This window comes from Gordonia sp. SCSIO 19800 (genome assembly GCF_018132775.1).
Lineage (GTDB): Bacteria > Actinomycetota > Actinomycetes > Mycobacteriales > Mycobacteriaceae > Gordonia > Gordonia hongkongensis.
In genome coordinates, this window is sequence record NZ_JAGRQM010000004.1 from 71192 (window position 1) to 94530 (window position 23339).

Here is a 23339-nt window from a genome sequence, read left to right on the forward strand (position 1 = left end):
GCACGACATGACGTGGCGCGTGATCGAAGGAACGGACGGCCAGTATCAGGTGTCCTCCGAGGGCTACATCGAAGGACCTCGAGGCCCTCTGACGCCATGGATCGGCGACGCCGGCGGCCACCTCCGTGTCGACCTTCCCGGGCGGCGCGAGTACGTGCACCGAATTGTCGCGGCCGAGTTCATCGGTCCATGCCCGGACGGTCTCGAAGTCCGCCACCTGAACGGAAATCCGGCAGACAACCGCGTCGCCAACCTCGCCTACGGCACCCGGTCGCGGAACGTCCTCGACGCCGTGCAGCACGGCACCTACCGCAACGCCAACGCCGAGAAGACGACGTGCCCGCGGAACCACCCATACGACGCCGCCAACACCTACGTCACGCCTGACGGCCGACGCCGGTGCAGAGCGTGCAGGAAGGGGCAGTAGATGGCCCGCATCCGAGCGATCAAACCCGAGTTCTGGTCGTCGCCGAACCACCCGTCCGATCCGTGGACCCGGCTGCTCTACATCGCCATGTGGAATTGGGCTGACGACGCAGGCGTGGGGACCGCGAACCTGAAGGAGTTGGCCGGCTTCGCGTTCCCGAACGACGACGAGATCGATGTCGGCGCAATGCGCCGTATGTGCGCCGACATCGCAGCGCACTATGGCGCGCTCTTCTACACGGTTGGCGGCAGACCGTACTTCTCGATCCCGGCGTGGCGCGAGCACCAGAAGTTCGACAAGCGAAGAGAAGGCCGCCATCCCGGTCCAGAACAGGCAGAAAGTTGGCTCTACCAGCACAGACAGGGCGAGTCGGCGCAGTGCGCCGACAGTGCGCCGACAGTGCGCCCACATATCGACGCACCGCCCGCGCCGGAAGTAGGAACAGGGGAACCTAGGAACATAGGAACCGGGAACCCTCCCGCACTTCCTGAGTTATCTCACCAGGGCGGCGCCGCAGTTTCGCCGCGCCGAGAGACGCGGGCGTCGAAGCGAATCGCCGACCTGAACGCGACCTCGCGCAGCGGAACCGCGAACCAGTTCGCCGTCCAATTCGCCAACTGGGCCGGCGGCGGCATCCCGCAGCAATCGCTCATCGAGATCGCCCAAGAGGTCGACATCCTCATCGCCGACGGCATCGATGCGCACCAGATCGCCGAGGGCGTCAAGGCGTGGCACCGCTCAGACCGCGTGTACGCCTCCCAGATCCCGCACTTCGTCGCCAAGGCCGCCAAGCCCGTCGCCGACGAAGCGAAGCCCACCAAGGCCACGCTGCGGGCCGTCGACACCCTCGCCGCCACCGAGAGACTCATCGCCGAGTTCCGGGAGTCAGCGTGACCGCCCCGTCCGAGATGGCGATTCGCGCCGCCGGCACCGCGCTCGCCCGGGCCGAGATCTTCGACGACCGCGTCACCGCCGACACCGCCCGCATTCAGGCGTGGGCCGAGGCGATGGAACCGCACGGCCTGGACCAGGCCGACGCGATCGCCGCAGTGACCGCCCACTACAGCGCGCCGAACGCCTCCACCATCCGTGTCGGCGACGTCATCACCGCGGCCCGCAAGATCCGCCGCGAGCGCGCCGAACGCGAGAAAGGTGAGCAGGGCGCCATCGCGGCGCCGGACCAGCAGCTCGGCGGCCTCCCGATCGGGGACGCCGACGGCACACCCATCTGGTCGGCCTACGAGCAGCACGACGCGATCACCGTGCCGTGCCGAACATGCCAAGCCCAGCCCGACGAGGCGTGCGTCAACCTCGCCACCCAGATGACCCGCAAGATCCCCTGCGCCACTCGGATCACCGACGGCATGAAAGCGAGCCGAGCATGACCAACCACGACGACGTCCTCGACCGCATCGACGCGGTCATCCGCGACGCCGAGATCGACGAGCTCGTCGACTGGCAACTCGCGCAGGGGGAGCGCGCCGGATGCGCGCTATCGAGTGCGGTGGAACGATCCTCGACGTCGTCCTGGTTCGCCGATCAAGTCCGCGAGGTGCGCATCACTACCGCGTGGCTTGCCGGCTGCGTCCGAGAGCTGGTCCGACTGTGACCGCCACGATCGTCCTGCCGTACCCGCGTCCGCCGCTCACCCCGAACCAGCGCCCCGACCGGCACACCAAAGCCCGCCTGACGCGCGAAATCCGGACGACGGCGTGCTGGCTCGCGAAGAGTGCCAACCTCGCGCCCCTGGGCGGATCGGCCGTCACGGCGACGTGCACCTGGTTCGTCCCCGACCGCCGCAAGCGCGACGTCGGATCGCTCACCCTCACTGCGAAGGCCGCGATCGACGGACTCGTCGACGCCGGCGTCCTGCCCGCCGACGACTGGACCGTCGTCACCGAAGAGCGCTACCGAATCCGCCTCGACCCCACCCGACCCCGCATCGAACTCACCCTCGAGGAGGCCCAACAGTGAGCATCCGGAACGGACTGCTGCTCAGCGAAGGCGAACTGTTCGACCTCGCAACGAAACTCGACACCGTCGGCGAGATCTCGGAACGTCTCGCCATCCTCGCCACCGATCCCATGCCTCGGCTGGGTGTCGCCGGCCCCCACGTCCAGTCGCAGCCCTCATCCCGGCCGCCGTACAACATCGGCGCCCAGGGACTCCTCGACGAGCTGTGCAACGAGATCGGCACCTGCGTTCGCCTCATCTGCGAGCATCGCAACGCCGAACTGGTCTCGATGGGACTCGCAGCCGCCGCGACCTGGCTCAAGCGCAACCGCATCGCCATCGCAATGATGCCCAACGCCGTCGAACTCCACGACGGCCTGATCAAGGTCATCGACCGGTGCGCGCGCTCCACAGGGCTCATCGAGGACGAACCTCGGATCAGTGCCGACATGGTCGCCGAAGCGAACCGCCAAGTCGTCACCGCAATCCAGATCGAGAAGCTCGGCTACAAGCTCGGCGACCAGGCGAAGGGGCTCAACAAGAACCGGGTCGACTACCTCCGCAGATCCGGCCGCCTCGCTGGCACCAGAGACCCCGAAACCGGCACGTGGTTCTACCACCTCGGTGATGCCCTATCCGCCCACAAACGCGCGCGAGAGGCACACGCACAACGGAGCTCACATGCTTGACACCAATTCAGCGGGTCCAATGGTAAGCTGCGCTTGCGCGACCGTTGGCCCCGATGCCCGGTCGCGTTCGTCATGTTCGGAGGTGCCTCGTGACCGAGACCTACAACCTCGACCGCACCGGCCGCGGACGGTGGGTGTCCATCGCCACCCCCTCCGGACTACCCGGCACCCTGTGGACCAACGACAGCGACAGCCTCGGATTCGACCAGCCCAACGTCGCCAACACCGACCCCGGGCCCGACCTCATCCCGCCGGACGAGACCATCCGCCAGCTGATCGCCCACCACGCCGACCAAGGCCACACCGCTACAGAAGCATTTGACCTGATCGTCGAATCACTCACCGACGAACGCAACCGCTTCTACATGCGACCCCGATACGGCGACCTCGAGAACTGGCGGGAACGACGTGCGCCGGCCTGAGTTCGCCTCGGGTGGGCGCGTAGACCCCAGCAGAGCCAGCCTGTTCCGGCCGGACCCGAAGGTGCTGTGCACCTACACGCTGCCCGACACCAGCCGAACGGAAGCGGCACGGAACCTCCTCGCCAAGTTCAACAACCTCGGAGACCCGCTGATGCATCTGCCCGAACTGCCCGACGAGATCCAATCCGAAGACGTTCAGCGCGCACTCGAATCGCTCGGCATCCCATCCGCCCGGCTCGTCGAGGCGGTGTTCCACCCCAACAGCGTGGCCGTCACGTACCTCCGGACCAACGCCGACGACGAGCCACTCGCGGGCAGCAGCGACAGCATCTCCCGGGTGACGACCAGCATCCGCGTCCGCTGGCCCAAGCGCGCCACCTGATGCAGGCTCTCCTCTGCTGGTTGGGGCTCCATCGTCACGACGCGCACGTGTACTACGACGCGAACGACAACGCGCTGACCATCGAGAAGTGCGACAGCTGCGGACGGTTCTGGAAGGTGGTCTGATGCAGGCCATCCCGGACAGCCACTACGCCCACAAGTGGCGGATGCTCGTCGCCCGCATCACCGCAGTCAGCCAAGAGATCCAAGCCGGACACCACCTCAGCCCCGACCAACGGCAACGCTTCGAACGCGAACTCCTCCCACGCATCACCGTCATCCGAGACCTCGAGAAGTCCAACGCACGCGGACAACTCGCCCTCGAGATCGACGAAGCCGAAGCCTGCTTCTACCGCATCATGGGCCAACACTGGCGACCCCGCCCCGACACACCAGCCGCACGCGAAGTCGCGCAACGCGGTCACCAACTCTGATGCCAACAGCCAAGCAGCGCAACACAACTCAACGCGGGCTCGGGTGGAAACACCAGAAGCAACGAGCCCGACTCCTCTCCCAACACGTCGACGGCACACCCTGCTGGTGGTGCGGCAAACCCATGCGCAAAGGTCAAGCACTCGCCGCCGACCACACCCACGCCCGAGCACACGGCGGCACCACCGCCGACCGACTCCTCCACGACCTCTGCAACAAAGAACGCGGAGACGGCAGCCGCGACCACGAACGACCCGCAATCCTCAAGCTCCGCGGCGGACACCCCGCCAACAGCCTCAACTGGGGGTGACCCACCCATGCCTCCCGCCCGCAGCCACACCCCCTCCCCGCCACCCCAGGCGCCCACCGGCGCCAGCGGCGTCGACACCCCCACCACGGCACCCCCCGGAAAAGGCGAACCCCCCGGGGGGCCTGACTGCCAGGGGGAGTCAGCATTTTTTTGGCACGGCTCGGATTTCGAGGCGGCGGGGTCGGCGCTGTGGGCCGATCTGGCCGACGAGGCGGACCCGTACTCGCTGCTGGTGATGGTTGTCGAGGCGTGTCGGCTGGCTGACCGGCTGGCGAAGTTCGATCTGCTGTTGCGTGGGGACATCGACACGTGGGTGCGGCTGACACACCGTCTGATGACCGACGACTACGAGCTGAAGATCGACTCGGCGGCGGCGGAGGCCCGGCAGACGGCGGGCGCGCTGCGGCAGATCCTCGCCGAGATCCGCCGGCAGAAGAGCGAGCAGGACGACCCCGGTGACGGTAACCCTCTCGACGATCTCTGAGTTCGACGTCGATGCGGCGTTCGCGGAGATCGTCGCGAAGGAGTGGCCGACTCTCGAGGGTCGGCAGACTCCGCGGTCGTTGTGCTTCACTCCCGGCGACACCGAGCTCGGCGGCAAGGCGGGTCTGCTGGCGTTCCGCGCCGGGCGGATCCGGGCGATGCCGTGGCAGTCGTGGTCGCTGGATCACATCATGGCGAAGTCGCCCGACGGGACGTGGACGCACCCCGAGTGCTGCCTGATCGTTCCGCGGCAGAACGGCAAGTCGCTGATCCTGGTGATCCGCGTGCTGTACGGGCTGTTCAAGCTCGGCGAGAACATCGTGTTCTCCGCGCACCAGTGGGAGACGGCGAAGTCGCTGTGGAAGCGGGCCTGGGCGATCGTGAAAACGACGCCGTGGCTGAACAAGCTGGTCGAATCGCACACCTGCAGCCAGGGCCGCGGCACGATCGAGCTGGCGTCCGGGGCGAAGGTGGTGTTCACGACCCGGTCGGCGAACGCCGGCCGCGGCCTGGACAAGGTCGACCTGGTCATCTACGACGAGGCGTACGACCTGACCGAGGCCGACATGGCGGCGCTGTCGCCGACGAAGATGGCCGCCGACGACCCGCAGACGATCTACACGTCGTCGGCAGTCAACCAGGAGCAGCATCCCAACGGGCAGGTCCTCGCCGCGGTCCGGGAACGCCTGCTGGCCGGCGAAGAGGGGCTGTTCGGCGCCGAGTGGATGGCGCCGGAGGAGCTCGACCGGGCGGAGCCGTCGACGTGGCGGTGGGCGAACCCGTCGTTCGGGGTGATCCAGACCGTCAAGAAGCTCGCCGCCGAGTTCAAGGCGATGACCACCGGGGCAGGACGCAAGAGCTTCGACGTCGAGTACCTCGGTCGTGGCGACTGGCCCACCGAGGTGACGTCGAAAGAACCGGTCATCGACCCCGACCTGTGGGGTGACATGGGACAAGCCAATCCGCCGGTCCGCGGTTCGATCGCGCTCGGCGTCGACATGACGGCCGATCAGAAATGGGTGACGATCGCGGCGGCGACGTGGACCGATGACGACCGTGTTCGGCTCGAGATCGGGTATCACGAGGCCCCGTCGCATGAGGTGATCTCGACACTGCTGCGGTTGATCTACCGGTGGGACCCGTGCGTGCTGGTGATCAACGGGACGAGTCCGGCGAAATCGCTGGTGCCGGAACTCGCGAACGCCGGGATCGAACCGGAGCTGACGAGCTCGTCGCAGATCACGGAGGCGTGCGCCAGCTTCTACACCGCGGCGGTCAACCACCAGCTATCACACGCGGACGATCCGCGACTGACGGACGCGCTGATGGGGGCGGACAAGAAGGAGTTCGCGGGCGGTGCGTGGGGCTGGGACTACAAGTCCGACGTCGTCCTGTCACCTCTGCAGGCCGCCACCCTCGCGCACTGGGGGCTGCAGGCGTTCGGCACCTCGCAAGTGCCCGACCAGAACGCCACACAGGTTGAAACCGCCCGAGAACCTGCCGAAACCGGCCTCATGGCCGTTGGATTCTGACCCACACGACCCCGTTCAGAGGAGGTGACCGGTGGCCACACCACCCACCCAGACCCCGACGAGGGAGATCGGGTACGCCTCGGAGACGGTCAACGGCCAGTTCTGGCAGCCGGCCGAGGAGACCGCGGAACTGCGGTGGCCGCTGTCGGTGCACGTGTATGACCGGATGCGCCGTCAGGACGCCCAGGTCACCTCAGTCCTTCGGGCTGTGATGCTGCCGGTGCGACGCACTCAATGGCGAATCGACCCCGCCGGGGCACGGCCCGAAGTGGTCGAACACCTCGCGCAGGATCTCGGACTTCCCGTGAAGGGCGGGGATGCTCAGGTCTCCCGAGTCCGGTCGAAAGGCCGGTTCTCGTGGGAACAGCACCTGCAGATGGCGCTGCTGCACATCCAGTACGGGCACATGTTCTTCGAGCAGGTGTACACGGTCGGCGACGACGGCCTGTACCACCTGAGCAAGTTGGGACCGCGCCTGCCGCGCACCATCTCTGACATCAAGGTCGCCCGCGACGGCGGCCTGGTCGCGATCGAACAGTACGGCTTCGATCAGTCGGCAGGGCTGGTGCGGATCCCAGTGCAGCGTCTCGTCGCCTACGTCAACGAGCGCGAGGGCGGCGACTGGACCGGCAACTCGCTCCTGCGCCCGGCCTACAAGCATTGGCTGCTCAAGGACCGACTCCTGCGAGTGCAGACGCAGACCATCGAACGTAACGGCATGGGTGTCCCCGTGTACGAGGCTGGGCCCGGCGACGACCAGACCCAGATGGACAAGGGCGCGAAGATCGCCCAGTCGTACAAGGCCGGGAGCGCATCGGGCGCGGCCGTCCCACATCAGGCGAAGCTGCGTCTGCTCGGCGTCGAGGGAAACCTGCCTGACGCCAACCCGGCCATCCGCTACCACGACGAGCAGATCGGTCGCGCCGTGCTGGCGCACTTCCTCAACCTCGGCACCCAAACCGGTTCGTGGGCCCTCGGTTCGACGTTCGCGAACTTCTTCACCCTGTCGCTGCAGACACTCGGCGAGCAGATCGCCGACACCGCCAACCAGCACATCATCGAGGACCTCGTCGACGCCAACTGGGGACCGAACGAACCGGCGCCCCGACTCGTGTTCGACGAGATCGGATCGCAGAAGGACGCTGTCGCATCGGCACTGAAACTCCTCGTCGACGCCGGCATCCTCAGCCCCGACCAGCCCCTCGAGGAAGCGGTGCGCCAGGACTACGGACTGCCAGCACCCGACCCGGACACGGCGCGAGAAGTGCCCGCCCAACAGCCCGCCCCGGGCAACCCGCCGCCGCCCACCGGTCGCGCTGGCCGACCACGCGCGCACATCGACACCGAAGGAGCGCTGACACTGTGGTGAACGCACGAACTCCCGCGATGGAACGCCTGTTGGCGTCTCGCCCCACCGACCAGGCAGGCCGCCCCTGGTACGAGTTCCGCAACGCCGACACCGACGACGACGGCCCCGTCGAACTGTTCATCTACGACGTCATCGACGACTGGTTCGGCGTTTCGGCGGAGATGTTCGCGCGCGAGCTCACCGGCATCGACGCCGAGGAGATCACGGTCCGCATCAACAGCCCGGGCGGCAACGTGTTCGACGGGATCGCGATCCTCAACGCGCTGCGCGGCCACAAGGCCCACGTCACCACGATCGTCGACGGTCTCGCCGCGTCGGCAGCGAGTTTCATCGCGATGGCCGGCGACGAGATCGTGATGAATCGCAACGCGGAGATGATGATTCACGACGCCTCCGGTGTCTGCATCGGCAACGCCAAGGACATGGGCGAGATGCACGACATGCTCGAGCGGGTCAGCAACAACATCGCCTCCATCTACGCCGACCGCACCGGGACCGACGCCGCCGAATGGCGCACCGCGATGCTCGCCGAGACCTGGTACTCCGCCGACGAGGCCGTCGACGCGGGCTTGGCCGACCGAGTCGAGTCCGCCGGCGATGAGACCGCCGAGAAGGCGAAGAACCGCTTCGACCTGTCGATCTTCAACTACGCGGGCCGCGAGAAGGCCCCCACACCGACTCCTCTCGCTGCCACCGGGGCGCCAGAGGTCAATGGAGGAAAGGAGGCCAACACCATGGCCACCCTGAATGAGGGCCTCGCGGAGCGCCTCGGCATCCCTGCCGACGCCGACGACGAGACCATCCTGTCCGCGGTCGACGAAGCGCTCGCCGAGCGCGCAACCGGCGAGCCGGAACCGCAGGAGCAGCAGCCCGCCGCGCACCTGCCCGAGGGAGTCGTCGCGATCGACGCCGCCACCCTCGAGGAACTGCAGGCCGCAGCCCGCCGCGGCGACGAGGCCCGCGCCGAGCAGGAACGCGCCGCCCGCACCGCCGCCGTCGACAACGCCGTTCGCACCGGCCGCATCGCCCCCGCCCAGCGGGAGACGTGGCTCAACCGTCTGCAGGCCGACCCGACCGAGGCGCAGGTGCTCGACGCCCTGGCACCGGTTTATCCGGTCGACCGCGAACTCGGCCACGCCGGCACCCCCACCAACGACAACTCCGACGGCGTGTACGAGGCGCTGTTCGGCAAGGAGGCCTGAGCCATGCCCGAGTACGCACCCATCTACAAGCCGGGTCAGGAGATCACCCGCACCGCGTCGGCCGACATCACCGGCGGCCAGCTGGTGGTGGTGTCCGGAAACGACACCGTCGCACCGTCGTCGGCCGCGACCGCCGCTTGGGTCGGCGTCGCCGCGCAGTCGGTGAAGTCCGGTGAGAAGGTCACCGTCACCACCGGCGGCGTCCACGAGCTCGCCGCGTCCGGCGCAGTCGCCTTCGGCGACGCCGTCATCCCCGCCACCGGTGGCGCAGTCGCGACCCTCGGGTCGGAAACCAACTACGCCCGCGTCGTCGGCACTGCGCTCGCTGCGGCAGCCAACGGCAAGGTCAAGGTCCTCGTCCGATAACGGGCGGAATCAGAAAGGAAGGCAGACATGCCGATTCACTATCCGCCCGCCGCGCCGACACTGTCGGGCGACGCGCTCACCATCGATCGGTTCCTGAAGGACCCGACGCTGGTGGCGCGGCGGCTCCGCACCCTCGCCGAGCAGCGGTTCATCGCTGACGTGCTGCTCTCGGCCCGCCTGACCACCGACTCCGGTTCGATCCTCTACGAGACCGGTGAGTCGATCTACTCCGACCGGGCACCCGAAGCGGTCGCCCCGGGTTCGGAGTACCCGCTCACCACCGTCGGCACCGGCGATGCGCAGCTGGCCAAGACGGTCAAGTGGGGCCGTGACGCCGAGATCACCGACGAGGCGATCTCGCGGCAGCGGATCGATCCGGTCAACCGTGCCCTGACCAAGCTGGTCAACAACACGGTGAAGACGATCGACTCGGTGGCGCTCGCCGCGATCGCTTCGACCGTCACCCAGTCGACTGCCGCGCTGTCCTCCTGGGCGTCGGGCACCCCGAACATCTTCCGCGACATCGCTCGCGCGAAAGCGAAGATCCGGGCGCTCAACGAGGGATTCGAACCCGACACGGTGGTGGTCGACGACGTGACGTTCGCCAACATCATCAGCGACCCGGCGTTCGCTCTGCTCCTGCCGCGCGAGTCGCGGGACACCCCGGTGTTCACCGGCAACTTCCCGATCATCGACGGCATGCGCATCCTGCCCTCGCCGAACCTGCCCATCACCGGGCGGGCGCTCATCGCCGACACCGTTCAGCTCGGCGGCATGGCCGACGAGAACCTCGGCGGCCCCGGCTACGTGTCGGCGGAAGGTGTCGGTATCCAGGCCAAGACCATCCGCAAGGACGACGAGGACAAGTGGCGGGTGCGCGCACGCCGCGTCACCGTGCCCATCGTCCTCGAGCCGAAGGCTGCATGGTGGATCACGGGGGTGGACGCATGAGCTACGAAGTGATCGCCCCGCTGGTCGTCGCTGGCGACCCGGAGGGCAAGCTCAAGTACCACTACCAGGGCGCGATCGTCGAGTACCTGTCCGAAGAGGATGCCGAACGGTTCCTCGATGCCGGCATGGTGGTCGAGAACGACGACATCCACACCGAGTCGCTCGTTCCTCTCGACGATCCGGCCGACGGCGGGGATCCGCCCCCGGTCGGCGACGGTGTGCGTCCGCCGAAGACCGCCTCAAAGGAGGCGTGGGTGGAATACGCAATCGCCAAGCACGGCTTCACCCGTGAGGACGCCGAGGCCGCCAGCAAGGCCGACCTGCAGGAACTCGGATAGGGTCTCGTGGCCTACGCCCAGCACACGGACGTGGCCGCGCAGTGGCGCGCGTTGTCTTCGGAAGAGACGACGCGCGCCACTGCTCTGCTCGAGATGGCGGCCATCCTCATCGACTTCCACGTTGACCTGACGGGACTGCCCGACAGTCATCCGAAGATCCGTGTGGCCAAGCAGGTGTCGATCGACATGGTCATCGAGGCGCTCGAATCTGCCGGCCACCGCGGCGGAGTCGCCTCGTACTCCGTGCAGCTCGACAACGCGATCGACTCGCGCACCTACCGCGAAGGCGACTACAGCACCTCCGTCGTGTTCACCGGTGCGCAGCGCGCCCTGTTCGGGCTCTCGTCGACCGAGCAGAGTCCCGTCGGATTCTTCGGCGACCACCCATGATCGTCGTGCCCCCGTGTGCGGGCCCCCCTCACGGGGGCACGGCTTCCCAGTGAAGGACGACAGGCCGTGAGCATCGAACGATTCTTCACTCGCGAGTTCTCGGTCAGACGCCATCTCGGCGACGGCGCGACTGGGCCAACACTCGCCGAGCCCGTCACTCTTCGTGGACGCATCAAGCACGAGAACCGGATTGTCGTCGACGACAAGGGCAACGAGGTCGCCTCCGCGACTGAAATCAGCATGCCGATCGCCACGCCGACGATCCCAGCCGGTTCTGCAGTGTCCATCGACAACGGGCCGTGGCGCACCGTCATCGGCGAGTCCCGCCACATCGGCGGCTTTGCCAACTCGCCCGACTACTACTCGATCGATCTGAACTGAGGAGGTGGCCAGATGGCGTTGGAGGACAACACCGATCAAGTCATCGGTCAGATCGCCGACGCATGGACGGCCTCGATGCAGGCTGGTGCCGACGAGTTGCTCGACAGGTCGAACCGGCTGGTCCCCGTCGATGACGCCGATCTGCGAGACTCCGGCGTTGCCACGGCCGAAGGGAAGAAGGCGGCCGTCGCCTACACCGCCCCGCACGCGATGAAGCAGCATGAGCGCCTCGATTTCGAGCACTCCGGCGGTGGGCAGGCGAAGTTTCTCGAGACGGCGGCCCTGGCCAACGCCTCCGCGATTGAGCAGGCCATCGCCGGTGTCATGCGAGACCAACTGTGAGTGTCGATCCCGCCGACCTGGTGTCGTCGCTCGCGCAACGTCTCGATGACGTTGGGTTCGGCTTCTACCGGCCGTCAGGGCCGTACCCAGTCGATCTCGACCGGCCCGCGGTGACCCTAGGCAAGCTCCCGCAGAACATCACCTCAGCCGTCGCGATCAACCACTACCTGACCGACCCGGACGTGTTCACCGTCGAACACAATCCGCTGCACCTCGTGCAGCTGAGGTTCCGTGAACCCGGGCCCGACCCGCGTCCGGTCCTCCGCAGCGAGCGCCGAGCATTCCGCCTGCTGCACACCCTGACTTCCGGCTCCTGGCCGGGAGGAGTGTCACCGCTATCGGTGACGTTCTCACACGCCGCACCAGCCGATCCCGACGATGACGGGAACTGGACCAAGGCGGCCAACTATCACATCCGCCTCAACCCAGGAGACTGATCATGACCTCACCCACGCCTCTGAAGGCGACCAACACCGCCGATCTGTCGGTGGCGACGTCGGGCCAGGTCCGCGTCGAGATCGACACCGCGGCACCCGGAGCGAGCTCCCCCGAATGGACCGAGATCAAGGGCATCCAGCAATGGGGCCCGAAGTTCGAGCAGAACACCGAGGACGACACCGACGTGTCGACCGGCGGCTGGGCCTCGGAATTCCCGATCGGCAACGCCTTCACCGTCAGCGTGTCCGGCCTCGTCAAGGGCGAAGAGGACCCGACCTTCGTCGTCGACCCCGGCGTGCAGGCGCTGCTCAACCACTCCGAGACCTACGGCAAGGCCGGCGTCGCGCACCTGCGCTACCAGCGCACCGACGGCATCCCCGAGGCCTACGAGTTCTACTCCACGGTCAAGGTGTCCAAGGGCGACGACAAGCCGCCGGCACTCCAGAAGTGGTCGGGCGACCTCACCGGCAAGGGACAGCCGCTGGCGATCGACAAGTGGGGCGACACCGTCACGAAGGTGTTCACCATCGACTCCGGCGTCACCGGATACACCGTGACCGTCGACGGGCAGACCACGGCGAGCATCACAGCCAAGACGGCCGCGGCGCTCAAGACGGCGCTCGAGGCGCTGTCGACCGTCGGCGTCGGGAACGTCAACACTTCCGGATCGACCGGTGGCCCACTGACCGCCGAGTTCCAGGTGCCCGTCACGACCGTCACCGCCACCGGCACAGGCGGCAACGTGACCGTCGCGAACGGCTGACCGAACCGTCCACCGGGTGAGCTGCCAGGGGGCCGGCAGCTCACCCACCCACACCACGAGGAGGGCCACCTGTGGGATTCAAAGATCTGAACGAGTTCTTCAAACCCGGACTGCAGCTACCGATTCGCGGGAAGACCTACACCATCCCGTCGGTGAACGCCGAGGATGGACTACGCCTGCGGCTGCTGTTCAGCGACCCGTCGGTGAGCCTCACCGATGAGGGCGAACTGAAGGAGATCATGACGCTCCTGGGCGCCGAGTGGGTGCCCAAGATTGAGACCGTCAACGTCACCGACCCCACCACCGGCGGCTTTGCGGTCGACGACGACGGGAATGTGCTGACCACCGAGGCCGACCGCGGTTCCTACCAGGGTGGTATCTACGAGGAGATGGCCGATGACGGCCTGTCCTGGGAAGAGATCATCCACGCCGGCAAGACCGCGCTGTTCAATGCCGGGCTGGGACGCACTCTCGCCGAGGTGTTCTGGGAGACCGGGCTGGCGGAGGACGATAACCCGGGAAACTCGGTGCCCCCGAAGCCGGGGGAGACACCCGAGCCCGAGTTCCCGAACAGAGCCACGAAGCGGGCGGCGAAGAAGGCCGCACCGAAGAAGGCGGCGGCCAAGAAGGCCACCTCCGTCAAGGGCGGTACGGGCTCTTCGACCCGCGTCCGAAAGCGTACGGCGAAGACGACCCCGGCGGCGGGGACTACGACCCAGTAACCGGGATGCGCGACTGGTACAGCGTGCCGCGCGCATCCGAACCCGACATCGCCGTCAAGATCACCTGGCCCGAGATCCTCGAGCAGTGGGTGTTCCTCGCCCACGACCTACTCGAGGTCTACGGGATCGATGTCGAGAGCGGAATTCTCCGCGATCGGACCTGGAAGTGGTTCGAAGACAAGGTCGTTGACATGCTGTTCCGCGGTCCGCGGCTGAGCGCGTGGCGCGCTATCCGAGGAGCGTCGCCCGCCCCGTGACGTTGTCACCGTCATCGCGGGCGGCGCACTCGAAGTCCTGGAAACCTGTCATCCCGCCGAAGCTGTTCTCGGCGTTCACGCGGCCCGTCACCGCGTAGGTTCCATCCCCGTTGTCGACCACGTCGACGTCATCGAACTCGGCCGAGTCGGGGTCCTTCAGCTGTGCCTTGACGGAATCTTCGCAGGCACCCTCGGCGGCCGTCGTTCGCCAGGACTCGTCGTCCGCGCCCGAGCAACCCCCGATCAGTAGGGCGGCAGCCAGCCCGGACGCCGCTCCGATCATTCGCATCTTCATCCCGCAATTCAACACCACGAGGAGGGCTGAGCAATGGCTATCATCGTCGCCGATCTCGTGGCTCAGTTGCGGGCCGATGACGCGGGCGTCGAACAGGCCCTCGATCGCACACGGTCCAACCTCCAAAGCGTGGAGCGTCAGGCCCAGTCCACCGGGCGTACCAACTCTCAGATGGCGAGCGCCACCGCTGCCGCATACAGCCGCTCCCAGGCTGCGGCGACACGTCTCCGGATCGCCGAAGATCAACTCGCAGAGGCAAAGCGGACTGGTGCGGCTAACACGCAGCAGATGATGGCCCTCGAGGCGCGCGTGCAGTCTGCGCGCGCTTCGGCGATCTCGGCGACGTCGCGGTATCAGCAGGTCCAGCACAGCGCCGCACGCGTGACGAACACCCTCAACCAGTCGAATCGGCTGGCGGCAACCGCGCACACAGCTGCCGCGGACGCCTCCGCCTCACACACCCGCAACCTGTCGAATCTGCAGATCGTCGCGGGTAAGGCGCGGCTCGCGCTGCAGACCGTCACGGCCGCGGCCGGCGCGACGACCACCCTGAAGTTCTTCACCGATGCGGTGCAGAACGCACGTCGCCTCGCGGCGCAGACCAACCAGCTGAACGTGATCTTCGGGGACAGTCGGGTTCAGATCGAGGCGTGGGGACGGTCTGCGTCGGACACGATGCGCATGTCCCAGCGCGAGGCCCAGGGGGCAGCGGTCCAGTTCGCGACGTTCGGCAAGGCGGCCGGCCTGTCAGGCGGCAACCTGGCGGCCTTCTCGATGAAGGTCACGAAACTCGCGGCCGACCTCGCCTCGTTCCAGGGAGTGACGGTCGAGGAAGCCATCCTCGCGATGGGGAGCGCGTTCGCCGGTGAGACCGAGACGATGCGCAAATACGGTGTCCTGCTTGACGAAAACACCCTGAAGGAGGCTGCCTACGCTCACGGCCTCGCAGCTACCGGGTCTCAGCTGACGCAGCAGCAGAAAGTTGCCGCCGTCTACTACTCGATGATGGAACAACTCGACTACGCCCAGGGCGATGTCGAGCGATCGAACGGCAAGTTCGGTGCCAGCGTCAAGACGCTCAAGGCCAGGTTCGAAGAGTTCTCCGCGACCATCGGCCAGAAGGTCATGCCGATCGCGCAGACCTTCATCGACCTGCTGTCCGGTCCCGGAATCTCCGGCGCGGGAGAAGGAATCGGCATCCTCGCGTCGACGGTCGGTGTGCTGGCGTCTGCGTTCAACTCGCTGCCCGGGCCGCTCAAGGCGGCGCTCGCGGCGATCGTCGCGGTGCGCGTCGCGCAGACCCTGCTGCAGAACCGCATGTCCCAGGGCCCCGGCGTGTTCTCGCGTTTCGGCGCAGCCTACTCGACGGCACTCGGTTATGTGCGGCAGGCGAACCCGGGAATCTCCACCGCGGGCGCCCACATGCGAACCCTCGCCTCGGGTGTGACCGGCGCGACTGGCGCGATGGGCATGATGCGGTCAGCCGGCCGCGGTCTCATGGCGACCTTGGGTGGACCGTGGGGGCTGGCGATCGCGGGCGCGACAGCCGTCCTCGGGTTCTGGATCGCGAAAAAGCAGGAGGACAAGGCCAAGTCGCAGGAAGCCAAGGCGGCGACCGAAGAGTGGTCGGAAGCACTCATCGAGTCCAAGGGGGCGATCAACTCCAGCATCCGTTCGATGGCGGCGAAGAAGATCGCCGAGACCGATGCGCTGGAGACCGCGGAGAAGCTGGGAATCTCGCAGCGCGAGCTGATCGACGTCATCCTCCGGGGCCGCGGGGCCGTCGACGAGTGGTACGCCGCGCTGGTCAAGTCGGGCCGCATCAAGGAGGGTGCGTTCGGCGGAACGATCGGCGACATCCAGCGCCTCGCCTCCGAGTACGACAACGGCCGGATGAAGGCCGAGCAGATCGCCAAGGCGACCGGCGACGTTCGGGTGTCCTTCGACGGGACAGCCCAATCGACGGGCGCCATGACCGAGGCGATGACCGAGTTCCAGGAGTCGACAGACGGTGCGGCGTCGAAGGTCGACAAGCTCGCGAAGGCGCTCAATCAGCTCACCGCCGATGGACAGACAGAGGAAGAGGCACAGCAGGCATGGGCTGACAACATCCGCGAGCTCGGCGAAGCACTGACCGAGGCGGGGACCGCGGCGGTCCTGGCCAACGGCAAGATCGACTTCACCACGAAGGCTGGGTCGGAGCTGCAGGACGCCGTCCAGAAGCAGGCCGAGGCCTTCAACCAGGTCGCCTCCGCGGCCTTCACAGCCGCACAGGCGCAGGGAAAGTCGGTGCCAGAAGCGGCCGAGATTGCCCGACGGAAGCTGATCGAGCAGCGCAAGGCGCTCATCGACATGCTCACCGCGCACGGCATGGGGGCCGACGCCGCTAACCGCCTGGCCGACGCGTACGGACTGATCCCGTCCGAGGTCGTCACCCGGCTCAACGTGCAGGGCTTCGACGAGGCCAACGCCGGGATCGGCACCCTGCTCGTCCAGCTGAACTCGCTGCCGCGCGAGAAGCCGGTCTCGGTGACCGCACCGGGTGGGCAGGCCGCGCTCGACCTGCTGAACAGCCTGGGCATCAGGGTTCGCGCCGACAACAGGAAGAACATCGAAGTCACCTCGCCGATGGCGCCGGCAGTGCTTGACGTGCTGAACCGGCTGGGCCTGTCGGTAGTCACGAACAACGGCAAGACGATCATCGTCACCGACAACGGCACTGCCGCGGTTGTGCAGTCCAACATCGACCGCATCCACGGCCGTCAGGTCCGGATCAACGTCACCTACGTCGACAAGGCGGGGAACGAAGTCACCGGCATCGACCCCAGCACCGGGGGAGTGCCGCTCAAGCCCGAGTACTTCAAGGAGCTGACGCCGAAGGGCAAGGCTGCTGGCGGGCCGATCGTCGGGCCGGGCACTGGAACCTCCGACGATGTGCCGCTGTGGGGGTCCAACGGCGAGTTCATGATGAAGGCGGCCGCCGTGCGCCGCTACGGCCTGCCGTTCATGCACGCGATCAACGCCCAGCGCCTCGCTACCGGCGGGCCGGTCGGCGCGGTACCCGGCGGCGCAGCGTCGGATGGCGGGGGACAGGCGACGGTCACCGATCCCGGCGCCGCCACCGTCGCCGTGCCCGGAATGGGCCTGCCGGATGCGCTCGGCCAGGTCGCCGACACAGTCACCCAGGTCAAGGACTCGCAACTCGACCCGGCGATGACCGAGGCCACTGCCGGCGTGACCGAGTACGGCCTTGCCACGCGTGAGCAGACCGCAGCAGTGCAAGCCGCCTGGACCGCGACGGGTTCCGCGGTCACCACGGCCGCAGGGTCGGTCATCAGCCCCGCAGTGCGCGGCGTCGGCCAGGTCGCGCAGTCGACGATCGCGGGGATGGTTGTCCCTGCGCTGGCGGGCATGCGCAGCAACGTCGCAGTGACCGCGATGGGCATCCAGACCGCAGCCGGTGCCCAGATCAATCCGGCGATCGCGTCGGTGGGCTCGACGGTGCAGGGGGTGCATGCGGGAACCGTCGATCCGGTGCTGGCCGCGATGCGCGGTGCGGTCGGCAACACCGCGGCGTCGTTCGGGACCGGCGCCGCGGCGATCGCGTCCCAGTGGAACTCGGTGCGCGAGGCCACCGCCGCCCCAGTGCGATTCACGATCGGGACCGTCTTCAACAACGGCCTGGTCGGGATGTGGAACTCCGTCGCCGACCTGATCGGCACGAGCAAAATGTCGCCGTACCCGCTGGCGTTCGCGTCCGGTGGTGTCATGCCCGGCTACACCCCAGGCCGCGACGTGCATCACTTCGCGTCGCCGACGGGCGGCAACCTCGCGCTGTCGGGCGGCGAGGCGATCATGCGGCCGGAGTGGACCCGCGCCGTCGGCGGCCCGCGCGCGGTCGACCGGATGAACGCGCTGGCCCGCTCCGGTGGGCTCCACCGGGTGAAGCGCACCGACCAGTACCTCGGCGGGGACATGGCGTTCGCGTCGGGCGGCACCGTGCAGGGCGGCGCCGAGATCACCTCCGAGATTCAGCGCACCATGTGGGACGCGGTGCGCACCGCGTTCCCCAACGTCGTCCTCACCTCGGGCACCCGCTACGCCGACGTCGGCTCCGGATTCGACAACCACATGGGTCAGCGCGCCCTGGACCTCGCCGGACCGATGCCGGAGATCGCGCGGTGGATCTACCAACTCAACCGGACCCAGCCCGTCGAGGAGCTGATCCACGCACCGCTGCAGGGCTGGCAGAACCTCAAGTCCGGGCAGCCCCTCAACTACGGCGCCGGCACCGACGCCGACCACTACGACCACGTCCACTGGGCGATGGCCGCGATGCGATCGTTCGCCGGTCGGCTGGTGTCGATGGCCGGCGGCTCCGGCGGCGCGCCCGCGGTGCAGAAGTCGATGAGCCAGATCATCGACGAGACCCTGACACCGCTGCGCGCGCAGGTCGAAAAGAACATGGGGACAGCGGCGTTCGGCGGCCGAATGGGACAGGTCCCCCAGGGTGTGTTCGCGAAGATGAACGAGGCGATGACCGCGCGACTGCGGGACCTCGCGACGAAGTACATGGGTCCCGCGATCGGTGGCGGTGGCGGGGATGTGGAGCGGTGGCGTCCGATGGTCATCGCCGCGCTGCGCCGCAACGGCTTCGAACCGAACCGACGCAACCAGGACCTGATGCTGGCTCAGATCCAGTCGGAGTCCGGCGGCAACCCGGGCATCGTGCAGGGCGTCCAGGACGTCAACTCCGGCGGCAACGAGGCCGTCGGCCTGCTCCAGGTCATCCCGGGCACGTTCGAGGCCAACCGCGACCCGTCGCTGCCCAACGACCGCACCGACCCGTGGGCGAACATGAACGCCGCGCTGCGCTACTACCGCCGCCAGTACGGCGACGATCTCGGCGCGATGTGGGGCAAGGGCCACGGCTACGCCCAGGGCGGCACCATCCCCGGCACCGGAAACCGGGACACGGTGCCGATCCTCGCGACCCCGGGCGAGGAGGTCATCCGCAAGGGCCCGGCGGAGAAGAACCGCCCGATGCTCAAGAAGATCAACGAGGGCGGCGACGTACGGGTGTTCGTCACCAACTGGCCTGCCGGCGCGGCGTCGGCGAGCACGACGAGCGTCGCAGCGACGCCTGCCCTGCCCGCGGGCACCGATCCGAGCCTGACTGCGACTGTGCCGCCCGTCGATACCGGCGTGCCGACGTCGGAGATCACCGCCGACGAGAACAAGGTGGCCGAGGCCAAGCGCAAGCACCAGGAGGCGACCGATCGGGTTGCGCTCGCCGAGCAGAAGCTCGAGGAGGTTCGCGCGAACCCGAAGGCGAAAGCATCGCAGCGCGAGGCCGCCGAACACGCTGTCGTGAAGGCAAAGAACGACGTCACCGCCGCGACCGAGCAACTGCGTCAGGCTGAGCAGAAGCTCGACGAGACCCGCACGACGTCCATGGCCACACCCACCACACCTGGCGGGTCAGCGAGCTCGACTACCCCGACGGGTCCGCCGACTGCGTTCGAGCTGAAGTTGCGCAACCCGTTCCAGCCGTTCTGGTGGCGGGGCGAGAAGGAGTACCAGGAGCGGCTGCTGCAACGGGCGCGCGAACTCGAGCAGGCCGAGCAGCAGCGGTCCGGCGGCGGGGCCGGAATCGGGGACACCACCACACTGTCGTCGATGCTCGGCACGGAGAACGCTGTGGCCGAGCGTAAGCGGGTGCTCGATGAGGCTGAGGGCAAGCTGCGGATCGCCCAGATGAAGCTCGACGAGATCCAGGGCAGCAAGAACCCGAAGCCCTCGCAGATCGAGAGCGCCAGGCAGGCCATCACGCGCGCCGAGAACGACGTTACGAAGGCGAAGGAAGACCTCGCCGTCGCGGAGCAGAAGCTCGCCGAGAACCAGGCCAAGCCCATCAAGCAGCCCGCCATCACGAAGATGTGGGTGGGCGGCACTGTGCCGGGGACCGGCATGAGTGACACGGTGCCCGCCCTGCTGACCCCGGGTGAGGAGGTCACCCGTCGGGCCATGGCGATCAAGCACCGGCGGCTACTGAAGGCGATCAACGCCGACCAGGTCGCCCGGTACGCGTCCGGTGGCACAGCAGGATTCGGCGGTTACACCGCCGACAGCCGCGACTACATGGCACCCACCAGCCTCTCGGACTGGCTCGCGCTGGGCGTCGGCGGTGCCTCGTCGGTCGCCGGCATGGTCGCCCCGTACGCGCAGATGGCCCTGACCGGTCAGGTCGATCTCGGCAACGCACTGCCGCAGCTCAATACCGGCGCGAACGACCCCACTGGCGGGTTCGCGACGAGCGTGATCAGCGACTTCGCGAGTCAGATCTCGCAGCAGCTCAACGAGCTGATCCGTGCGGTCAAGGAGGGGCAGGACGTTCACGTGAAGGTGGAGAACGATCAGTCGCCGAGCGCGGCTGGTCTCGTCGGTATGGCGATGGGGGTCTGATGCTGTTCGAACCGCGGGTCCGCCTCACCGACCTGTACGGCACGGGCTGGGAACTGTCGACACCCACCTGCCCTGTCCGTCTGATCTCGATCAAGGGGCTCGACGGCGCGAACTGGGAGTTCGACTCCTCGACCGGTGTCGGCCAGCCGGGCATCACGATCAACGGCCGCGACGACAAGGAATCGATCGTCGAGATGGAGGTGTGGCTCGGCCCAGTCAACCCTGGTGAAGAGGCGCTCGCGCTGTTGCGGCGCTGGCGAAAGGGACTGGGTCGAGGCATGCCCCGCAAGGGGCGGCTGCTCAAGCTCGAGGCGCTCGCCTCGGGGCGATTCATCGTGCTGCGGATGGAGAACAAGCCCGACACCCCGAACTACGCGCAGATGTACCACGTGGGTCGGACACGGGACGCCGTGAAGCTGCTGTCGGAGGAATCATGGTGGCGCACTGACCCGTTCGACCACACCTACGCGTCGGCCGAGTTTGGGTCCATCACGGTGCCCAACTTCGGCGACGAGGACTCCTGGCCGTGGTACCGGCTCACCGGGCCGATCAGCAACATCACGATTGGAATGGCCGGCGAGACCGTCACGCTGCCCGCCACATGCAACCTAACCGCCGGTCAGTGGCTCGAAATCGACACCGACCCTGACCGATGGCACATCACGCACTCCGCCGGCGGGGACCGCACCTGGAAGGTCGGCGAACGCTGGCGAGTCAAGGCACCCTCGGAGGAGTCAGAGATCCCGGTGACGATCACCGGGACCGGAATCACCAGCGCCACCACGCTGCGCGTCGTTGTCCCGCAACTGTTCCACGGCGCGCTATGACCGCACCCGGATACGCCCGACCCAACATCTCTGGGCCGGGCGATTTCGACTACCTCGACGTCGGGGTCCGCAACAACCCCGTCATCGACTGGCGGCCGATCGGCTCCTACAACGAGGTCGGCATTAACTGGACGTGGGACCTGGAACCCGGGAAGTTCGCGTTCGAACTGCGCCCCGACCATCCGCTCAACGATGAGATCCGTCAGGCCGACATCGATCGCCACATCTACCAGTTTCGTGCCGGGCTACGAGGCATGCCGTTCACCGGCCGGATCATGCAGCGCAAGCAGATCGGGAAACCGGGCCGGGAGAAATTCCTCTACACCGGGGTGTGCAACAAGATCTGGCTTCAACGCTCATATGCGTGGGTGAATCCGCTGTTCCCCCCGGAAATCCAGATCGGATTAACCGGCAAGCAGGACATCATGTTTGGGCCGCCAGACCCGGTTTTCAAGTACTACCTGGCGAAGAACTTCACCCGCCTGAACAAGCCGTTCTATTGTGCGCTGCCGCTGAAGTGGCCGTCGGCATGGTCGCAGGACAACCTGATGGACTACAACTCGGTTGACGACGTTCTCGACAGCATTCACGATGCCACCGAGAGCGTCGTCGGGCTGATGGCTCGCTTCACCCAGATGGACGAGCTGTTCAAGCAGAGCGTCGAGCGTCTTGAGCTAGGTATATCGGTCGACCTGTGGGATGGCCGCGGGACCAGCCCACAGGTGTTCAACACGTCGAGCCTGGGAGCGCTTCAGTCGATCATCGACCACACGTCCGACCACTTCCTCGACCTAGGCCAACTGCTGAAGCCGGTCAACAATGGCCTGTTCTCCTTCACTGCCAACCGAGCCTGCTACGTCTTCGATACCCACGAGAAGCGGGACCGCCGGGAAGTCCAGTTCCGCACCGACGCCGAGGGGCAGATCGACTCATACGAGCTGACCGTCAACGCGCCGGACGCTGTACGCGCGATCGTGGGAGGCAAGTCCCCGTCGATGGTCAATGACCTGATTGAGATCGGGGCGAACCTCGCGATCACGGCGATCATCGCGGTCATCGCCACCATCCCCGGCCTATCGGGTATTGGTGGTCTCGCGCTCACTGTCGGTGACCTGTTCGACGACATCTTCTTCGCCTATCAAGTGTTCGTCGACCATGACCTCGAGGACGAACTAGGCGACGACGACGCGCTACCTGAGAAGTTCGCCGACAACACCGCTGCCTGGTCGATCGACTCGTACGCGATCGGGAAAACGACCCTGCATGAGCACGGCGGGAACAAGCAACTCGAGATCACCGGCCGCTCCGGACGTTCCGATGGGCTTGGCATCAGTTTCGGCGCCGACGACGGTAGCGCCCGCCGCTACCGCCACGGCGACATCGTGACGTTCTGGGACCGCGGGAACACCGTCGAGAAGTACGTCAGCGGCGTCGCCGTCACCTCGAAACCAGGGGAACGGATGCGCGAAGCGCTCACAGTCGGGTCCGACAAACGCGCCAAGGGCCCGTGGACGCGCCTCATCGCAGGCGTCCAAGGCGCCGGCCAGTGGTCCCGCGGCGCCGCGAACAGTACCTGACGATCACTGCAGCTTCACCCTAGTTCG

29 protein-coding genes are annotated in these 23339 nt (G+C 67.2%); 28 read left to right on the forward strand and 1 reads right to left on the reverse strand.

The annotated features are described in order from the left end of the window. Positions 1-7 precede the first annotated feature (7 nt). The 25 genes from KB201_RS06055 to KB201_RS06170 all read left to right on the forward strand — a co-directional run bounded on the left by KB201_RS06055 (position 8) and on the right by KB201_RS06170 (position 14148). Positions 8-427, forward strand: coding sequence for an HNH endonuclease signature motif containing protein (locus KB201_RS06055; protein WP_211538620.1), 420 nt, complete (start codon positions 8-10; stop codon positions 425-427). Beyond that, positions 428-1321: a hypothetical protein gene (locus KB201_RS06060; RefSeq protein WP_211538621.1), complete on the forward strand. Its 894-nt coding sequence runs from the start codon at positions 428-430 to the stop codon at positions 1319-1321. It begins immediately after the preceding gene. Next, entirely contained in the window at positions 1318-1812 is a 495-nt protein-coding gene (locus KB201_RS06065; protein ID WP_211538622.1) for a hypothetical protein, read from the forward strand. The genes KB201_RS06060 and KB201_RS06065 overlap by 4 nt, the downstream gene beginning before the upstream one ends. Further along, entirely contained in the window at positions 1809-2036 is a 228-nt protein-coding gene (locus KB201_RS06070; protein ID WP_211538623.1) for a hypothetical protein, read from the forward strand. The genes KB201_RS06065 and KB201_RS06070 overlap by 4 nt, the downstream gene beginning before the upstream one ends. Continuing rightward, positions 2033-2401 (forward strand): hypothetical protein, encoded by a 369-nt coding sequence (locus tag KB201_RS06075; protein WP_211538624.1) that lies wholly within the window; start codon positions 2033-2035, stop codon positions 2399-2401. The genes KB201_RS06070 and KB201_RS06075 overlap by 4 nt, the downstream gene beginning before the upstream one ends. Further along, positions 2398-3069 carry a hypothetical protein gene (locus KB201_RS06080; RefSeq protein ID WP_211538625.1) on the forward strand — a complete coding sequence of 224 codons (672 nt, stop codon included), beginning with the start codon at positions 2398-2400 and terminating at the stop codon, positions 3067-3069. The genes KB201_RS06075 and KB201_RS06080 overlap by 4 nt, the downstream gene beginning before the upstream one ends. An 89-nt stretch (positions 3070-3158) precedes the next feature. After that, positions 3159-3491, forward strand: coding sequence for a hypothetical protein (locus KB201_RS06085; protein ID WP_211538626.1), 333 nt, complete (start codon positions 3159-3161; stop codon positions 3489-3491). Between the two features lie 61 nt (positions 3492-3552). After that, positions 3553-3873 (forward strand): hypothetical protein, encoded by a 321-nt coding sequence (locus KB201_RS06090; protein ID WP_211538627.1) that lies wholly within the window; start codon positions 3553-3555, stop codon positions 3871-3873. Further along, positions 3873-3998, forward strand: a complete 126-nt coding sequence (locus tag KB201_RS25045) for a hypothetical protein (protein ID WP_282958890.1) — start codon at positions 3873-3875, stop codon at positions 3996-3998. Before KB201_RS06090 ends, KB201_RS25045 begins: the two co-directional genes overlap by 1 nt. After that, on the forward strand, positions 3998-4306 hold the full coding sequence (locus KB201_RS06095; protein WP_211538628.1) for a hypothetical protein: 309 nt from the start codon (positions 3998-4000) through the stop codon (positions 4304-4306). Before KB201_RS25045 ends, KB201_RS06095 begins: the two co-directional genes overlap by 1 nt. Before the next feature lie 122 nt (positions 4307-4428). Further along, positions 4429-4614 (forward strand): hypothetical protein, encoded by a 186-nt coding sequence (locus KB201_RS25155; RefSeq protein ID WP_307848046.1) that lies wholly within the window; start codon positions 4429-4431, stop codon positions 4612-4614. Between the two features lie 7 nt (positions 4615-4621). Then, the gene (locus KB201_RS24785) at positions 4622-5098 is read left to right on the forward strand and encodes a hypothetical protein (RefSeq protein ID WP_249145161.1); all 477 of its coding nucleotides are present in this window, start codon (positions 4622-4624) and stop codon (positions 5096-5098) included. Continuing rightward, positions 5070-6629, forward strand: coding sequence for a terminase large subunit (locus KB201_RS06110; RefSeq protein ID WP_211538630.1), 1560 nt, complete (start codon positions 5070-5072; stop codon positions 6627-6629). The genes KB201_RS24785 and KB201_RS06110 overlap by 29 nt, the downstream gene beginning before the upstream one ends. A 31-nt stretch (positions 6630-6660) precedes the next feature. Continuing rightward, positions 6661-7998 (forward strand): DUF935 family protein, encoded by a 1338-nt coding sequence (locus KB201_RS25160; RefSeq protein ID WP_211538631.1) that lies wholly within the window; start codon positions 6661-6663, stop codon positions 7996-7998. After that, positions 7995-9200: a head maturation protease, ClpP-related gene (locus tag KB201_RS06120; RefSeq protein ID WP_211538632.1), complete on the forward strand. Its 1206-nt coding sequence runs from the start codon at positions 7995-7997 to the stop codon at positions 9198-9200. The genes KB201_RS25160 and KB201_RS06120 overlap by 4 nt, the downstream gene beginning before the upstream one ends. Positions 9201-9203: 3 nt before the next feature. Beyond that, positions 9204-9566 carry a DUF2190 family protein gene (locus KB201_RS06125; protein WP_211538633.1) on the forward strand — a complete coding sequence of 121 codons (363 nt, stop codon included), beginning with the start codon at positions 9204-9206 and terminating at the stop codon, positions 9564-9566. Between the two features lie 27 nt (positions 9567-9593). Next, the gene (locus KB201_RS06130; protein ID WP_211538634.1) at positions 9594-10517 is read left to right on the forward strand and encodes a hypothetical protein; all 924 of its coding nucleotides are present in this window, start codon (positions 9594-9596) and stop codon (positions 10515-10517) included. After that, positions 10514-10855 (forward strand): hypothetical protein, encoded by a 342-nt coding sequence (locus KB201_RS06135; RefSeq protein WP_211538635.1) that lies wholly within the window; start codon positions 10514-10516, stop codon positions 10853-10855. The genes KB201_RS06130 and KB201_RS06135 overlap by 4 nt, the downstream gene beginning before the upstream one ends. Before the next feature lie 6 nt (positions 10856-10861). Further along, positions 10862-11245: a hypothetical protein gene (locus KB201_RS06140; RefSeq protein WP_211538636.1), complete on the forward strand. Its 384-nt coding sequence runs from the start codon at positions 10862-10864 to the stop codon at positions 11243-11245. A 66-nt stretch (positions 11246-11311) separates the two neighbouring features. Further along, a complete protein-coding gene (locus KB201_RS06145) occupies positions 11312-11626 on the forward strand; it encodes a hypothetical protein (protein WP_211538637.1) in 315 nt (104 codons plus the stop codon). Positions 11627-11638: 12 nt separating this feature from the next. Then, entirely contained in the window at positions 11639-11968 is a 330-nt protein-coding gene (locus KB201_RS06150; RefSeq protein ID WP_211538638.1) for a hypothetical protein, read from the forward strand. After that, entirely contained in the window at positions 11965-12405 is a 441-nt protein-coding gene (locus KB201_RS06155; RefSeq protein WP_211538639.1) for a hypothetical protein, read from the forward strand. Before KB201_RS06150 ends, KB201_RS06155 begins: the two co-directional genes overlap by 4 nt. 2 nt (positions 12406-12407) lie before the next feature. After that, on the forward strand, positions 12408-13169 hold the full coding sequence (locus tag KB201_RS06160) for a phage tail tube protein (RefSeq protein ID WP_211538640.1): 762 nt from the start codon (positions 12408-12410) through the stop codon (positions 13167-13169). A gap of 71 nt (positions 13170-13240) precedes the next feature. After that, positions 13241-13891 (forward strand): hypothetical protein, encoded by a 651-nt coding sequence (locus tag KB201_RS06165; protein WP_211538641.1) that lies wholly within the window; start codon positions 13241-13243, stop codon positions 13889-13891. A 5-nt stretch (positions 13892-13896) separates the two neighbouring features. Beyond that, on the forward strand, positions 13897-14148 hold the full coding sequence (locus tag KB201_RS06170; RefSeq protein ID WP_211538642.1) for a hypothetical protein: 252 nt from the start codon (positions 13897-13899) through the stop codon (positions 14146-14148). On the opposite strand, the gene KB201_RS06175 is transcribed toward KB201_RS06170, so the two are convergent. Beyond that, positions 14120-14443: a hypothetical protein gene (locus KB201_RS06175; protein ID WP_211538643.1), complete on the reverse strand. Its 324-nt coding sequence runs from the start codon at positions 14441-14443 to the stop codon at positions 14120-14122. The genes KB201_RS06170 and KB201_RS06175 overlap by 29 nt on opposite strands. A gap of 33 nt (positions 14444-14476) precedes the next feature. Between KB201_RS06175 and KB201_RS06180 the strand changes: the two genes are divergently transcribed. From KB201_RS06180 to KB201_RS06190, 3 genes are all read left to right on the forward strand, one after another. Beyond that, positions 14477-20908 carry a transglycosylase SLT domain-containing protein gene (locus KB201_RS06180; RefSeq protein ID WP_211538644.1) on the forward strand — a complete coding sequence of 2144 codons (6432 nt, stop codon included), beginning with the start codon at positions 14477-14479 and terminating at the stop codon, positions 20906-20908. Continuing rightward, positions 20908-21735 (forward strand): hypothetical protein, encoded by an 828-nt coding sequence (locus KB201_RS06185; protein WP_211538645.1) that lies wholly within the window; start codon positions 20908-20910, stop codon positions 21733-21735. Before KB201_RS06180 ends, KB201_RS06185 begins: the two co-directional genes overlap by 1 nt. 254 nt (positions 21736-21989) lie before the next feature. Then, positions 21990-23312, forward strand: a complete 1323-nt coding sequence (locus tag KB201_RS06190) for a hypothetical protein (RefSeq protein ID WP_211538646.1) — start codon at positions 21990-21992, stop codon at positions 23310-23312. Positions 23313-23339: the final 27 nt, after the last annotated feature.

Coding starts and splice junctions, on each gene's coding strand:
- KB201_RS06055 (WP_211538620.1), top strand. CDS start 8: ATGACGTGGCGCGTGATCGAAGGAACGGACGGCCAGTATCAGGTGTCC.
- KB201_RS06060 (WP_211538621.1), top strand. CDS start 428: ATGGCCCGCATCCGAGCGATCAAACCCGAGTTCTGGTCGTCGCCGAAC.
- KB201_RS06070 (WP_211538623.1), top strand. CDS start 1,809: ATGACCAACCACGACGACGTCCTCGACCGCATCGACGCGGTCATCCGC.
- KB201_RS25045 (WP_282958890.1), top strand. CDS start 3,873: ATGCAGGCTCTCCTCTGCTGGTTGGGGCTCCATCGTCACGACGCGCAC.
- KB201_RS06095 (WP_211538628.1), top strand. CDS start 3,998: ATGCAGGCCATCCCGGACAGCCACTACGCCCACAAGTGGCGGATGCTC.
- KB201_RS25155 (WP_307848046.1), top strand. CDS start 4,429: ATGCGCAAAGGTCAAGCACTCGCCGCCGACCACACCCACGCCCGAGCA.
- KB201_RS24785 (WP_249145161.1), top strand. CDS start 4,622: ATGCCTCCCGCCCGCAGCCACACCCCCTCCCCGCCACCCCAGGCGCCC.
- KB201_RS06125 (WP_211538633.1), top strand. CDS start 9,204: ATGCCCGAGTACGCACCCATCTACAAGCCGGGTCAGGAGATCACCCGC.
- KB201_RS06130 (WP_211538634.1), top strand. CDS start 9,594: ATGCCGATTCACTATCCGCCCGCCGCGCCGACACTGTCGGGCGACGCG.
- KB201_RS06135 (WP_211538635.1), top strand. CDS start 10,514: ATGAGCTACGAAGTGATCGCCCCGCTGGTCGTCGCTGGCGACCCGGAG.
- KB201_RS06150 (WP_211538638.1), top strand. CDS start 11,639: ATGGCGTTGGAGGACAACACCGATCAAGTCATCGGTCAGATCGCCGAC.
- KB201_RS06160 (WP_211538640.1), top strand. CDS start 12,408: ATGACCTCACCCACGCCTCTGAAGGCGACCAACACCGCCGATCTGTCG.
- KB201_RS06170 (WP_211538642.1), top strand. CDS start 13,897: ATGCGCGACTGGTACAGCGTGCCGCGCGCATCCGAACCCGACATCGCC.
- KB201_RS06175 (WP_211538643.1), bottom strand. CDS start 14,443: ATGAAGATGCGAATGATCGGAGCGGCGTCCGGGCTGGCTGCCGCCCTA.
- KB201_RS06180 (WP_211538644.1), top strand. CDS start 14,477: ATGGCTATCATCGTCGCCGATCTCGTGGCTCAGTTGCGGGCCGATGAC.
- KB201_RS06185 (WP_211538645.1), top strand. CDS start 20,908: ATGCTGTTCGAACCGCGGGTCCGCCTCACCGACCTGTACGGCACGGGC.
- KB201_RS06190 (WP_211538646.1), top strand. CDS start 21,990: ATGCCGTTCACCGGCCGGATCATGCAGCGCAAGCAGATCGGGAAACCG.